The sequence below is a fragment of the Roseivirga seohaensis genome, assembly GCF_001592945.1.
GTDB classification, from domain to species: domain Bacteria; phylum Bacteroidota; class Bacteroidia; order Cytophagales; family Cyclobacteriaceae; genus Roseivirga; species Roseivirga seohaensis.
In genome coordinates this window covers 646656-660482 of record NZ_LRPB01000023.1, presented here as the reverse complement: position 1 = coordinate 660482, position 13827 = coordinate 646656, and the positions used below count along the sequence as shown (strand labels likewise).

The 13827-nt window shown below is 38.1% G+C and carries 16 protein-coding genes; 6 read left to right on the top strand and 10 right to left on the bottom strand.

What is annotated here, in order from left to right; genetic code table 11:
* The first annotated feature begins 22 nt into the window (after positions 1-22).
* Both AWW67_RS09275 and AWW67_RS09270 read left to right on the top strand, forming a co-directional pair.
* Entirely contained in the window at positions 23-1243 is a 1221-nt protein-coding gene (locus tag AWW67_RS09275) for a Pycsar system effector family protein (protein ID WP_053223368.1), read from the top strand.
* A 160-nt stretch (positions 1244-1403) separates the two neighbouring features.
* On the top strand, positions 1404-2078 hold the full coding sequence (locus AWW67_RS09270; RefSeq protein ID WP_053223369.1) for an ABC transporter ATP-binding protein: 675 nt from the start codon (positions 1404-1406) through the stop codon (positions 2076-2078).
* Between the two features lie 70 nt (positions 2079-2148).
* On the opposite strand, the gene AWW67_RS09265 is transcribed toward AWW67_RS09270, so the two are convergent.
* From AWW67_RS09265 to AWW67_RS09230, 8 genes are all read right to left on the bottom strand, one after another.
* Positions 2149-2835 carry a fatty acid desaturase gene (locus AWW67_RS09265; RefSeq protein ID WP_062301325.1) on the bottom strand — a complete coding sequence of 229 codons (687 nt, stop codon included), beginning with the start codon at positions 2833-2835 and terminating at the stop codon, positions 2149-2151.
* A gap of 23 nt (positions 2836-2858) precedes the next feature.
* Complete coding sequence (locus tag AWW67_RS09260) at positions 2859-3704, bottom strand: 4-hydroxy-3-methylbut-2-enyl diphosphate reductase (RefSeq protein WP_053223371.1); 846 nt, start codon at positions 3702-3704, stop codon at positions 2859-2861.
* 74 nt (positions 3705-3778) lie between these two features.
* The gene (locus tag AWW67_RS09255; RefSeq protein WP_062301323.1) at positions 3779-4615 is read right to left on the bottom strand and encodes a phytoene/squalene synthase family protein; all 837 of its coding nucleotides are present in this window, start codon (positions 4613-4615) and stop codon (positions 3779-3781) included.
* Positions 4616-4641: 26 nt separating this feature from the next.
* Positions 4642-6117 carry a bifunctional phytoene desaturase/3,4-desaturase gene (crtID, locus tag AWW67_RS09250; RefSeq protein ID WP_062301322.1) on the bottom strand — a complete coding sequence of 492 codons (1476 nt, stop codon included), beginning with the start codon at positions 6115-6117 and terminating at the stop codon, positions 4642-4644.
* A gap of 12 nt (positions 6118-6129) precedes the next feature.
* Complete coding sequence (locus AWW67_RS09245) at positions 6130-6639, bottom strand: RNA polymerase sigma factor (protein WP_053223490.1); 510 nt, start codon at positions 6637-6639, stop codon at positions 6130-6132.
* A 252-nt stretch (positions 6640-6891) separates the two neighbouring features.
* Positions 6892-7791 carry a MerR family transcriptional regulator gene (locus AWW67_RS09240; protein WP_062301320.1) on the bottom strand — a complete coding sequence of 300 codons (900 nt, stop codon included), beginning with the start codon at positions 7789-7791 and terminating at the stop codon, positions 6892-6894.
* Positions 7792-7793: 2 nt separating this feature from the next.
* Positions 7794-8243, bottom strand: a complete 450-nt coding sequence (locus tag AWW67_RS09235) for a sterol desaturase family protein (protein WP_062301550.1) — start codon at positions 8241-8243, stop codon at positions 7794-7796.
* Positions 8244-8285: 42 nt separating this feature from the next.
* Complete coding sequence (locus AWW67_RS09230) at positions 8286-8936, bottom strand: carotenoid biosynthesis protein (protein WP_053223375.1); 651 nt, start codon at positions 8934-8936, stop codon at positions 8286-8288.
* A gap of 80 nt (positions 8937-9016) precedes the next feature.
* On the opposite strand from AWW67_RS09230, the gene AWW67_RS09225 reads away from it, so the two are divergent.
* The 3 genes from AWW67_RS09225 to AWW67_RS09215 all read left to right on the top strand — a co-directional run bounded on the left by AWW67_RS09225 (position 9017) and on the right by AWW67_RS09215 (position 10051).
* Entirely contained in the window at positions 9017-9319 is a 303-nt protein-coding gene (locus AWW67_RS09225) for a DUF4286 family protein (RefSeq protein ID WP_053223376.1), read from the top strand.
* Between the two features lie 122 nt (positions 9320-9441).
* Positions 9442-9669, top strand: a complete 228-nt coding sequence (locus tag AWW67_RS09220) for a hypothetical protein (protein ID WP_053223377.1) — start codon at positions 9442-9444, stop codon at positions 9667-9669.
* Positions 9650-10051: a type II toxin-antitoxin system VapC family toxin gene (locus tag AWW67_RS09215; protein WP_062301318.1), complete on the top strand. Its 402-nt coding sequence runs from the start codon at positions 9650-9652 to the stop codon at positions 10049-10051. The genes AWW67_RS09220 and AWW67_RS09215 overlap by 20 nt, the downstream gene beginning before the upstream one ends.
* Before the next feature lie 6 nt (positions 10052-10057).
* On the opposite strand, the gene AWW67_RS09210 is transcribed toward AWW67_RS09215, so the two are convergent.
* Both AWW67_RS09210 and serS read right to left on the bottom strand, forming a co-directional pair.
* Complete coding sequence (locus tag AWW67_RS09210) at positions 10058-10534, bottom strand: GNAT family N-acetyltransferase (protein WP_062301317.1); 477 nt, start codon at positions 10532-10534, stop codon at positions 10058-10060.
* A 46-nt stretch (positions 10535-10580) separates the two neighbouring features.
* The gene (serS, locus tag AWW67_RS09205) at positions 10581-11852 is read right to left on the bottom strand and encodes a serine--tRNA ligase (RefSeq protein WP_062301315.1); all 1272 of its coding nucleotides are present in this window, start codon (positions 11850-11852) and stop codon (positions 10581-10583) included.
* A gap of 259 nt (positions 11853-12111) precedes the next feature.
* On the opposite strand from serS, the gene rho reads away from it, so the two are divergent.
* Positions 12112-13788, top strand: coding sequence for a transcription termination factor Rho (gene rho, locus AWW67_RS09200; RefSeq protein ID WP_062301313.1), 1677 nt, complete (start codon positions 12112-12114; stop codon positions 13786-13788).
* The last annotated feature ends 39 nt before the right edge of the window (positions 13789-13827 follow it).

The following is a 13827-nucleotide window of genomic DNA, read 5'->3' as shown; positions in this document are numbered from 1 at the left end:
ATGAGCAGATTATATTTAAGCAATGATTGATCAGAATTTGATTTTAGAAAAGGTAGCATTGTATGCGAAAGATGTCTTAGAAAACGACATTCCTTCTGACTTTGTTTATCACGACCTATACCACACCAGTAGGGTAGTGAAGGCCGCAGAAACCATAGGTAAAGAAAGTGGCCTTTCTGATGAAGATCTTGAAATTGTAACCATTGCTGCTTGGTTTCACGATTTAGGCTATAAATCTGGTTGCATAAAACATGAAAAAACGAGTGCCGAAATGGCCCGTCAGTTTCTGATTAAAGAGGGTTACCCCGAAAAAAACATCCAAAAAGTTGAAGGCTGTATTTTGGCTACTCAAATGCCTCAAGCCCCAAAAAACTTGTTAGAAGAGGTGCTGTGCGATGCCGACTTACATCACTTGGCATGCAACGACTACAGTATGATTGCTGAAAAAATGCATACTGAAGTAGAAAAAATTAAAGGGCATGAAATAAAAATGGAGGACTGGAATACCATGAACTTCAACTTCTTTAAAGATCATGAGTATTTTACTGAATATGGCAAACAACATTTAGAGCCTATTAAAAAGAAAAACCTCAAGTCAATAAAAAAGAAAAATAAGGGGCAAAACGATAACTACATTAAGAAGCTCGAAGAGAAAGTAGAAAAGCTAGAACGAAAAGCAGCCCAAAAACCCGACAGAGGAATTGAAACAATGTTTAGAACTACCTCTAAAAATCATTTAGAGTTAAGTGCTATGGCAGATAACAAGGCCAACATTATGATTTCGGTAAACACCATTATTCTTTCTGTAGTGGTTTCGGTTTTGGTTAGAAAATTATATGAATACCCAAACTTGGTAATTCCAACCATCATGTTAGTGGTGGTATGTTTATTTACAATTGTATTCGCAATTCTAGCCACAAGACCCAATGTTTCATCTGGTGTATTCACCGATGAAGACGTTTTGAACAAAAAAACCAACCTGCTCTTCTTTGGTAATTTTCATAAAATGAAATTAGACCGCTACCAATGGGGAATGCGAGAGATGATGAAAGACAGCGATTACCTATACGGAAGCCTTACCAAAGACATTTATTTTTTAGGGGTAGTTCTAGGTAAAAAATATAGACTCTTACGAATAGCATACACCACTTTTATGATTGGTTTTGTGCTTTCAATTATTGCGTTTTTATGTGCAATGATGTTTTTTCCGCCCCAAGACACCCCAAGTTTCTATACATTTTAGAAGCTGGTACAAATTAAAAGAAGTCTCAAAATCGAACGAAGGTGACCGAATTTGTACATTATTGAACAAGGAAATTTTGCTTAACTACTTAGTATGAATAAATTAGGCCTTGGCATGTTAATTGGTAAATGCAGAAAGGTCAGAATCTAAATCAACCACAATGATTAAACTAAAAGATGTCGATAAGTTTGTCGATTCAAAATACCAAAGAACCTTCATACTTAAGGGTATTGATCTAGAAATTAAGCAAGGCGAGTTTGTTACTATTATGGGACCGAGTGGCGCTGGAAAATCCACGGTAATGAACATTATCGGAATGCTCGATGAGCCATCTCAGGGTGAGTATTACTTTTTGGATGAGCCTATCCATAAAATGAAAGAAAGAAAACGTTCCGAACTTCATAAACACCATATCGGGTTCGTTTTTCAGGCTTATCATTTAATTGATGAACTGACAGTTTACGAAAACATCGAAACCCCACTTTTATATAAAGGCGTTAAATCTTCTGAAAGAAAAAGTTTGGTGGCCGAAATGCTAGACCGATTCCAGATGGTAGCGAAGAAAGATCTTTTCCCAGAGCAGCTTTCAGGCGGGCAGCAGCAATTGGTAGGCGTAGCACGTGCGCTAATTGGTCAGCCAAAATTGCTTTTGGCAGATGAGCCAACGGGTAATCTTCATTCGGATCAGGCCGAAGAAATTATGAAGCTTTTCCAAAAACTGAACAGCGAAGGAATGACGATTGTACAGGTAACGCACTCCAAAGAAAACGCGGCCTATGGCAAACGAACCATTAATATTGTAGATGGCGCCATTGACACAGATAGCACGCATTAAGATAAAATAATCCAAATTTTGAATTGAGGCTACACTGAAGTGTGGCCTTTATTTTTTCTAAAAATCCAGATTAAAATTCCCCCTTCACCTTATATAACTGCCACCAAGGCGTACCTGGAGAATCATGATGCTCATAGTGGTAGCCAAAGAAATAACAGCTTAAAAACGCCCAAAGGTGGTTCTTCTTTTGGCTTCGCGAAAAGTGCTTATTGTCGGGAGAGTGATGGCCTTTGTGTGGTAAGTAAGTGCCAAAATAGAAAAGCTGGAAAGTAGAGAGTATAGCTGGCAGCATCCAAAACAGTATTAGGTTTTCCACCGGAAAAAAGAGCTTTAAAATATTGAAGCTAATGGCCATTAGCACAATTTGCTGCCAAGTAATGTACTGTTTTAAAAAGCTGAAATACCAAGAAAAAAAGCCCCCGTTGTGATAATCAGGATCTTTATCCGTAGCTACAAACCTATGATGTTCGTGGTGCTTGGGAAAAAGTTTATGATAGAAATTGAAACTGAATAATAAGGCGCTAATCGTGCCTATTAGTTTATTGGTTTGCCTGTTTTTAGATATGGTACCATGCATTCCGTCATGGGCGGTAATGAAAAGACCCGTATACAAATGCATTTGAACCAGAATAAGCAGATAAGTGAAAGGAGATGAAAAGTTGATATTCAAATTCAAGCCAAAGGCAAGGCAAACTCCCCAAGTCATAATAATGATTAGCGCGATAATCACCCCAAAATGATTTTTGATGCTATTCATATTACAAAGAAAGGAATAATCAATTAGAGATTCTGCAAGTGTTGCTGAACCTCTTGCATTAGCCACATTGGCGTAGAGGTAGCTCCACAAATGCCAACACGTTCGTTTTTACCAAACCATTCAGCTTTCAAATCGGCAACTGAGGAAACAAAGTAAGTATTTGGATTTTGATCTAAACACACATTATAAAGCACCTTTCCGTTTGATGATTTTGTGCCACTCACAAACACAATTCGATCGTAATTCTTGGCAAAATTTCTCAATTCTTTGTCGCGGTTTGAAACCTGACGGCAAATCGTGTCATTCGTGTTTACTGTAATTCCATTATCTGCCAGCACCTTATTGATCTCGTAAAAGCTGTCGGTACTTTTAGTGGTTTGGCTGTAAAGTGTTATTTCTTTAGGTAATGTAGCTAAATCAAGTTCTTCTAGATTTTGAAAAACTACAGCTTCTTCATTGGTCTGACCTAAAAGCCCAACTACTTCAGCGTGGCCATGTTTGCCATAGATGTAGATGTTTTCTTCCTTATCGAATGAGTTTTTGATTCTATTCTGAAGTTTTAAAACTACAGGGCAAGAAGCATCGATCAATTCAATATTATTTTCTAAAGCTAGTTGATATGTAGAAGGCGGTTCGCCATGAGCTCGGATCAAGACCGGAGCATTCTTTATTTCCTTGAGCTCGTCATGATTAATAATTTTCAATCCTTTAGACTCAAGCCGCCTCACCTCTTCATCATTATGCACAATATCTCCCAAGCAATAAAGCATACCTGTTTCGTCCAGAATATCTTCGGCCATTTCAATGGCGTACACTACTCCGAAACAGAAGCCTGAACTGGGATCGATTTCTACAGTGAGGTCAAACATGCGGTAACAAACAAGTGTTTAACTATTTTGTTTAAAATTTCTACGATTATCTAAACTCTACTTTTAAACGAAAACTAGAGTACTTTGATTCTATGTTGAAAGTAAGTCAACAGCAGAATACGCATTTTCATGCTGTCTTTTATCCTTATTCTTTCTTGTTTAATACGCGAAGCTGGCAGCCTTTTTATTTTTCTGAAAAGCTTTAAATAGTACCTATAAGCCAGGTAGACCCCCAGTTTAGCCCCTTTGGGCAAACGAAGAATTCCTTCCAGTGCTTCGTCAAAATCCTTTTGAATATCCTGCTCAATCAAATCTTTTGCGGGTTTGGTAAACTGGTTAAAATCTACGCCCGGAAAATAAACCCGTCCTCTTTCTTCGTAATCACTTTTAATGTCTCTTATAAAATTTACTTTCTGAAAAGCAGCGCCAAGCTTTTTAGCAGGCGCCACAAGCGAGTCATAAAGCGCTTGATTGTTTTCGCAGAACACCTTTAAACACATTAACCCCACCACTTCGGCCGAACCATATATATATTGTTCATAGCCCGTTTTGTCATATGTGGTTTCTTCCAAGTCAAGTTCCATACTGTATAGAAATGCTTCGATCAAGTCATGGTCAATTTTGTATTGGTTCACCACTAACTGAAATGAATGCAGAACAGGGTTAAAGCTTACGCCATCTTCAATCGCCTTGTAGGTTTCTGCTTTAAAATCTTGAAGAAGTGTTCTTTTGTCATAATCGTGGAAAGTATCCACAATCTCATCGGCATACCTCACAAAGCCGTAGATGGCATATACAGGCAGATGGAATTTCTTGTCTAAGGTTTTTATGCCTAAGGTAAATGATGTGCTGTAGCGCTGGGTAATTAGCCTACTGCACTCCAATGAGGTTTGGTTGAATAAATCCATCATTATAATTTACAAAATCTATTCGCCATTTAGGCAAAATCCTTGATAATTTCTTTTGCCACCACTTGCCCAGAGATTAAACTTGGAGGAACTCCAGGGCCTGGCACGGTTAGTTGACCGGTGTAAAACAGATTGTTTAACTTTTTGTTTGCCAATTGAGGTTTTAAAATTGCAGTTTGGTTTAGTGTATTCGCCAAACCATACGCATTCCCCTTAAAAGCATTATAGTCACTTACGAAATCTTTATGAGCAAAAGATCGCTTGTATACTATGTTTTCTTTAAAGTCGAGCCCCATTCTATCCTTCATTCGTTCCAAAATCAGGTCGAAATAGTGTTCTCTAATTTCTTCGGTATCATCTAAACCAGGAGCCACAGGAATGAGCATGAAAATATTTTCGCAGCCTTCTGGCGCAACGGTGTCATCTGTTTTGGAAGGTGCCGAAATATAAAAAAGTGGTTTCTCTGGCCATTTTGCTTCAGTATAAATATCATGCGCATGCGGCCCAAAATCTGTATCGAAAAATAAATTGTGATGAAGAAGTCCGTCTAATTTTTTGTTTACCCCAATATAATATAGGAGCGAACTCGGAGCCATTACTCGTTTGTCCCAATAAGCCTCATCGTAATTTCTAGTCTCACTATCGAGCAACATGCTATCCACATGATGATAGTCAGCGCCAGCCACTACAACATCAGCCGTAAAATCACCGTGGTTTGTACTAACGCTAGTGGCTTTCTTTCCTATATAATTGATGGAAGTTACTTCGTGATTGGTAAGAATTTCAACTCCTTTTTCTTTGGCCAAGCTTTCCAGCGCTTCAATGATTTTATACATTCCACCTTTAGGATACCAAGTTCCTAATGCCATATCCGCATAGTTCATTAAGCTGTACATGGCCGGAGTATTTTCTGGAAGGGCTCCCAAGAACAGCACTGGAAACTCCATAAGCTGGATAAGCCGCTCGTTCTTAAAAAACTTTCGGACGTGCTTAGCCATTGATTGAAAGATTTGAAGCCTCACAGCGTCAATGGCTAGTTTTGGGTTTGCAAACTCGAGTACGGAACGGCTAGGTTTATAAACGAATTTATTAATTCCTACTTCGTACTTATACTCGGCTATTTTCAGAAATTCCCGTAATTGATTTCCTGCCCCCGGCTCAATTGAGTCAAATAATTTTTCTATTTCCTGCATATTGGCAGGAATAGGCATAAAATCATTCTTACCGTGGATTACCTGATAGGAAGGATCTAGCCTGATTAGCTCGTAATAATCGGCTGTGGTTTTCCCAAAATGATTGAAGAAGGATTCGAACACATCGGGCATCCAATACCAACTCGGCCCCATATCAAAAGTAAAGCCCGACTCTGTAAACTGTCGGGCTCGGCCTCCAATGGAGGTGTTTTTTTCTAATATCTTAACTTTAAATCCTTTATCGGCTAGGCATATGGCTGCTGAAAAACCAGCAAAACCAGAACCTATAACTACCACCTTGCCTTTACTCATCGAGGATATTTATTAACGTGACTTATATACGCTTAATTTATCCTTTAAAAGTTTCCTAGCAATGTGAATTCTATTTTTTACTGTGCCAATCGGAATTTGTTCTCTATCAGCAATCTCTTGATATTTAAACCCTCTGAAGTACATCATGAAAGGTATTTTGTATACATCATCAAGTTGATCGATTGACTTATTGATGTCATTAAGAGTAAAATCTCCGTAAGCATTATTTTCAATTTTAGTGCTCGAAGAATTTATGAAATGAAGATTATCTGTGGTGTCAATGAAAGTACCTCTTCTCATCATTTTCTGATAATTAGTGATGAAGGTATTTTTCATTATGGTATACAACCATGCCTTGAGGTTTGTTCCTTCAGAAAACTTATCTCTGTTCTTGTACGCTTTCATCAGAGTTTCCTGAAGCAAATCATTTGCGTCTTCAGAATCTCTAGTCAGCTTTAGAGCAAAAGGTTTTAGTGACTTACTCATTAGTCCGATCTCGTGGTTGTATTCTAGAACTGTCATGGCTGTCTTTTTAATTTTGTTTAACAAATATCTATAAAGGTTAAACAAAATACAAACAAAAACCATGATGTTTTTTAAAATACGATTTGGTTTTAGACCCCGCATCGATCTAAAAATCAATATAAAAGGCCCGATTAATTGCCTAAAAGGAAATAGAAAGGTGTTTTGAAAAAATTTGTGTTCCTAAAAAATAATTCTTTCAGAATGTCATCATTTTTTAAGGCATCACTTCTAGTGTAGAAAATATTACCCTTATGGGGTATCGACTGTGGAATTCTCTTCCGCAAAAGTGATCAGGTCATTAAGGCTTGCCAGGGTAGTAACGTTATTGGGTAGTTCTAGGTCTTGACCAACCACCTGCCGTCCACTGACTAAAATTTCTGAACTAGGAAAAAGATTTGATAGCTCTTCAATGTATTCTTTCGGTGTAGAGTTTTGAGGTTTACCAGTAAGCACAGTTAATAAATACTCAGGCTCATAAATTTCATGCGCCATCTTTAAGTCAGTAATGGGTAATGTTTGGCCAAGGTATATCACTCTTCCGCCTCTTGATTTTATGAGATAATTTGCGAAAAGCAATATGAGCTCATGAAGCTCTCCCTCTGGTAAAAACAGCATATATTTTTTTGCTGAACTATCAATGTTGGTCTGTTGACCATCAATAGCAACCATAATTTTCTGTCGCACTAAATGACTAATAAAGTGCTCTTGAGCAGGGTTAATGGCATCTGTAAGCCACATTACTCCGATTTTAGATAAAAACGGAATTACCAAGTTTGTCATGGTTCGTTCAAAACCATGCTTAAGGGTATTTGAATTTATTATTTTTTCGAAGCGCTGTTCGTCTAAATCAATCATGCACAAGGTAAGGGCATAAATCTGATCAGCGAAGTTGGTGCTGCTATCTGAAATATTGATAATGGCTTCGTTCAATTGTTCCCGAGTCATTTCGGCAATCTTCGATATCTTAATGCCATTATCCTTTAACAGTGACACATTCAGAATAAGCTTTAGGTCGTCTTGATCATAAAACCTAATATTGGTTTCTGTTCTCTTAGGATTAATAAGGTTATAGCGCTGTTCCCAAATACGTAAAGTATGGGCCTTAATTCCTGATAAATGTTCTAAATCTTTGATTGAATAATTCGCCACGGCTAACTTTCTCCTTCCTCGTTAAAATACTTTTTCGGCACTACAAACAAACCAAACGATACTGAATCGTCTTTTTCTTTTGATTTGTGATGCGCTCTATGTGCCCTTGTAATTGCTCTTAAATATTTAGACTTTGGTCGACCAAGAAGCTTTAATCTTTTGTGAATGAGTACATCGTGTAAAACAAAGTAAAGCATTCCGTACAAACTAATTCCGCAACCTAACCAAAACCTGTAATCTAAATTTTCAACTCCTAAGAAGATCAGCACTACGGCCGCTCCTCCAAAAAGGAGTGTAAAAAGGTCATTCAATTCAAAATAACCCTTTGTATGTTGATGGTGTGTTTTGTGAATTTTCCATAAAACCCCATGCATGATATACTTGTGAATCCACCATGAAAAGGTTTCCATAAGCACGAAACCCACCACTAACCACAATACAGCTTTAATCATCAGCGGCATAACTCAATGTTTGATGCTTTGTTTAACAAAAATTCAAATTAGGTTAAGACTTACGAAAAACGCCATTTCTATAATAAGAAGCTTTATTGCAAGCGGATTGTTTTTAGAAAAGTCCAATTTTTGAAAAATTACATGAAGAAAGAAAGAAATTAGGTACCAACTTAAATAGTTGCGGAGTGGGATATCGGAGCCCGCCCACTGCCAAAAATCATAACGGATGGCCACTGGCTCAATCAGTAAATCAAGTGTCACCATCATTCCAGCTCCAACAGCGCTCCGAACCCAAAAGTTACTGGAGAGTCTGTTGCTGGCGATTCCGGTAATATAGATAAGTATGGCCCAGTTCAGGCCAATAGTAAGAGGCACAGCAAATACTTTAAAACCTAAAGTTGGACCATAAGCATACTCACCAAAGATGGCTCCTGTTTTAACGCCCGCCACTTCAATAAAAAACCCGAATAGAAAGGTGAAAATAATGAAGATGAAGTATTTGATATTCTTGCCTTCTTCAAAATGAAAAATAATAGCGGCTGTAAGCAATAGGTTAAAAGGTGTAAGCGACTGAAAAAGCGCTCTACTTTCTTCAAAATATAAACCCAATACCCCAGCCGTATGCATGGCTATAAGTAAAATAAAAGCAATACGTTGATTTTGACGACCAGTTGAGAGAAGTTGTTTTAACATGATTTTGAAAAACTTGATGAACCGCTTATTGTTTTAGGGTTCAAGCAGATTGTTTTAGATTTGCAGTAAATCTAATATTTATGATCTTATACAACGTTACCGTAGCAATTGAAAAAACTGTAGAGGAAGATTGGAAGGTGTGGATGCGCGATATTCATATTCCGGAAGTAATGGCTACAGGTGCTTTTGTTGAGTATAAATTTTTTAAAGTGATGAGAGAAGAAGAAGACTCTTCGTCTTATAGCATTCAATATTTTGCCGAAGATCATAGCAAATTACAAGCTTATCTTGGCCAACACGCGCCCGGCCTTCAGCAAAAAGCAGGAGAAGCCTTTCCTGGTAAATTCGCTGCCTTTAGAACTTTGCTGCAGGCGGTTGAGTGATATTTCTCTTGCGCTTAAAAAGATCGATGGACTCGAGCAGGAGGCTCTGCATAACTATAGATATGTTCAATCGTATATTTACAAACGCATTGTAGAATTGGTAAATTCACTAACTTTAGAATATGGATATTAAGGCTAAGAAACTTCATTTCATTCAAGAGGTATTGGCTTTGACTAATGAAAAGGTCATTGATAAGCTCGAATCTCTCCTTAAAAGGGAGAAGCTGAAAAAAGCTAAGAATACTTCAGCGCATGATTTATTGGGAGTAATGACCAAGGATGAGGCACATGATATGAAGAAAGAGATTGAGGCAGCTTGCGAAAATATAAATGAAGAAGACTGGAAGTAATTCATTCCTTTTGGATACTAATATCATAATCGATCTTTTTCAGGGTGAAAAGGGAATTGCGGATAGAATTGAGAACTCCGATATCACATACATTCCAATTCCTGTTTTAGGAGAGCTGTATTTTGGAGCAGAGACTTCCAAGCGAAAAGCATATCATACTGATCAAATTCAGAAGTTATTGAAAGTCGTAGAGTTGCTAAATACAAGCGATATTACTGCTGAAATTTATGCAATAATAAAGTCCAAACTTAAACTAGGTGGCACTCCAATTCCAGAAAACGATGTTTGGATTGCTGCTATGGCAATTGAGTATAACCTACCTTTAGTGACAAGGGATAATCATTTCACTAAGATTAAAGAGCTAAGTTTAGAAAGATGGTGACTTCATCTACCCCATCTTATATTCCTGAATCTGCTTCAACTCTAGCTTACAATTGATCCATTCTTCATCTAAGTTAGCCCCTAATTTTTTGTAGAAGTTAATGGCGGGTTCGTTCCAGTCGAGCACTTGCCACATTACTTGACGAGCATCTACATCCTTGGCTTCTTGAACAATGGCATCTAAAAGTTTTTTACCAATGCCTGTACCTCGCTTGGCTTTTCTAACCACCAAGTCTTCAAGAAAAATAGCTTTGCCCTTCCAAGTAGAGTAACGATAATAAAATATAGCCGTGCCCTCGATCTTGCCATCTGCTTCGGCCACAAAGAATTCAAAAATCGGCTTCTCCCCAAAGGCATCCTCTGTCATTCTTTCTACAGAATTTTCTACTTCGTGAAGTGCCTTTTCGTATTCTGCCAATTCTTTAACCAATTCAAAAACTTGGGTTAAATCCTTTGCTGTTCCTTTTCTGATGGTAATGCTCATGCTGGGTATATAAAAGAAATGGGGCCTAAGCCCCATTGTATTCCAATTAAATTTTATCGAAGCCAGTATATGGTACCAAAACTTCTGGAATATTGATTCCGTTTGGTGTTTGGTTGTTCTCTAAAATGGCCGCTATGATTCGAGGTAGAGCCAAGGCACTTCCATTTAAGGTATGCAACAACTGAGTTTTCTTATTCTCGTCTTTGTATCTCAATTTTAACCTGTTGGCCTGAAAAGTCTCAAAATTACTTACAGAGCTTACTTCTAACCACTTTTCTTGGGCAGCAGAATATACTTCAAAATCGAAGGTAAGGGCAGAAGTAAAACCAATGTCGCCACCACAAAGTCTTAAAATTCGGTATTGAAGCCCAAGCTTTTCAAGCAAATTAGCCACGTGATTACACATATCGTCTAGCGCTTTGTAAGAATCTTCGGGTTTACAAACCTGAACAATTTCTACTTTATCGAACTGATGTAACCTGTTCAAACCACGAACGTGCGCTCCCCAGCTTCCTGCTTCTCTTCTAAAACAAGGCGTAAAACCAGTGTGCTTAATTGGTAGTTGGTCTTCGTTTACAATTACATCTCTATACAAGTTGGTAATTGGCACTTCGGCAGTAGGAATAAGATACAAATTCTCATTCCCCACATGGTACATTTGCCCTTCTTTATCTGGCAACTGCCCCGTAGCATAACCAGAAGCTTCATTTACCATAATTGGAGGTTGTACTTCAGAAAAGCCTGCGGCCACTGCTTCATCTAAAAAGAAATTGACCAAAGAACGCTGCAAACGAGCACCCTTTCCTTTATAAACAGGAAAACCAGCGCCAGTGATTTTAATACCTAGGTCAAAGTCAATAATGTCGTACTGTTTGATCAAATCCCAATGGGGAACCGCACCTGCATAAAGCTTAGGGGCTTCACCAACTGTTTTCACAACTTCATTGTCCTCGTCTGTATTTCCTGATGGAACAGAAGGATGAGGCACATTTGGAATTGTATACAACAAAGCCAAAAGCTCCTTTTCTACTTGATCCTTCGCTTCTGCCAATTCTTTGCTGGCAGATTTGAGTTCGGCAGTTTTACTTTTAATGGCTTCGGCCTCTTCGCGTTTTCCGGCCTTCATTAAGCCGCCTATTTCTTTGGCTAATGCATTTGCTTCTGCCAAATTGGAGTCGAGGCTTTGTTGCGATGATTTACGTTTTTCATCAAGCGCAATGGCCTGATCCAAAACTTGTTCAACATTCGGGAAATTGCGTTTCTTCAATCCCTCAATTACCCTTTCTTTCTCCGTTACAATTTGGCTGATTTGCAGCATAACTAAATATTCGTTTATAGCGGCAAAGTAAATCAATTCCTACAAAAAAGAGGGGGAAAAACTAGCCAAGTATATCCTTTTTATTAAAATTACCGTTGAATGTTTGATAAGTAGACGGAGATGCTCTATACTTGCGTGTTCCTAGGATGAGAGTGATCTTTTTCTGCACATCATCTCTTGAATTACTCAAATAATTATTTCATTAATTTTAATTAACTCCCACCCATTCGGATAAGGGATTCCCCCAAAGTATAAATCTATGTACACCATTGAAGAATTGAAGCTAATGCTGCTTTCAGAACTGAAAGAAATTGCAGAAGCGATGAGCTTGAAGAACTACAAAAAGCTCGGAAAACAAGAACTTATTTACGCCATTCTTGATCAACAAGCTCGAACTCCAGACGAAGCTTTACCAAAAAAAGCAGCCGTTAAAAAGGAAGAAACTACTAAAGAAGAAGCTCCTAAAGAAAAAGCTGAAAGAACCGAGCGCCCAAAAAGAAGGGTTCAACGTGAGAACGTAACTGAAGTAAAAGCAGAAGATTCAGCCAAAAAGGATGACTCTACTGAAGAAAAACAAACTGAAGTAAAAGAGAATAAACCACGTGAGGTAAGAGCCCCAAGACCACGTCCGGAAAGAAAGGATGCTCAACCAAAATCTTCTGAAAACGAAGACAGCGAACAACAAGAAAAAGGCGAACAGCAAGAAGGCGAAGCAAGAGATGCTAAGCCAGAAAGAAGAAATAACGACCGTAGAGAAAACGGTGATCGTAGGGACAACAGAAAAAACAACAAACAGCAATACAATCAGAGCATCAAAGATTTTGACGGCTTAATTGAAAGCGAAGGCGTTTTGGAGATTATGCAAGATGGCTACGGCTTCTTAAGATCTTCGGATTACAACTACTTAGCTAGTCCTGATGATATTTATGTATCGCCTTCTCAAATCAAATTATTTGGTTTAAAAACAGGAGATACTGTAAAAGGCCAAATCAGACCTCCGAAAGAAGGTGAAAAATATTTTGCTCTATTAAGAGTAGAGTCTGTAAATGGAAAAACTACTGAGGAAATTCGTGATAGAGTTCCTTTCGAATACTTAACCCCACTTTTCCCTGAAGAGAAAATCAATTTAAGTACTAAGCCAAGCCTTACTTCAACCCGAATTTTGGACATGTTTGCTCCAATTGGTAAAGGGCAAAGAGGTATGATTGTGGCGCAGCCTAAAACGGGTAAAACTGTTTTATTAAAAGAAATTGCTAACGCGATTGCTGAAAACCACCCTGAAATTTATCTGATCATTTTATTGATTGATGAAAGACCTGAAGAGGTTACTGATATGGCTAGAAGCGTAAAAGCAGAGGTAGTATCTTCTACTTTCGATGAGCAAGCAGATAGGCATGTAAAGGTTTCTAACATTGTGTTAGAGAAAGCGAAAAGAATGGTAGAGTGTGGTCATGACGTAGTTATTCTTTTGGATTCAATTACACGTTTGGCCAGAGCTTACAACACGGTTGTGCCTTCTTCTGGTAAAATTCTTTCGGGTGGTGTAGATGCAAACGCACTCCACAGACCGAAAAGATTCTTTGGTGCTGCAAGAAACGTAGAAAACGGTGGTTCGCTTTCAATTATCGCTACTGCCTTAATTGAAACTGGTTCTAAAATGGACGAAGTAATCTTTGAAGAATTCAAAGGTACGGGTAACATGGAGCTTCAGTTAGATAGAAAATTGGCCAACAAGCGTGTTTATCCTGCTATCGATGTTCCTGCTTCTGGTACAAGAAGAGAAGATCTATTGATGAGCAAAGAGGAATTACAACGTGTTTGGATTCTGAGAAAATTCATGTCAGACATGAACTCAATCGAAGCCATGGAATTCTTATTAGACAGAATGAAAGGAACGAAAGACAACGAAGAGTTCTTGATTTCTATGAACGGATAATTCTTCCAAGTCGAAAAATTAAAAGCGATTATCGAAAGA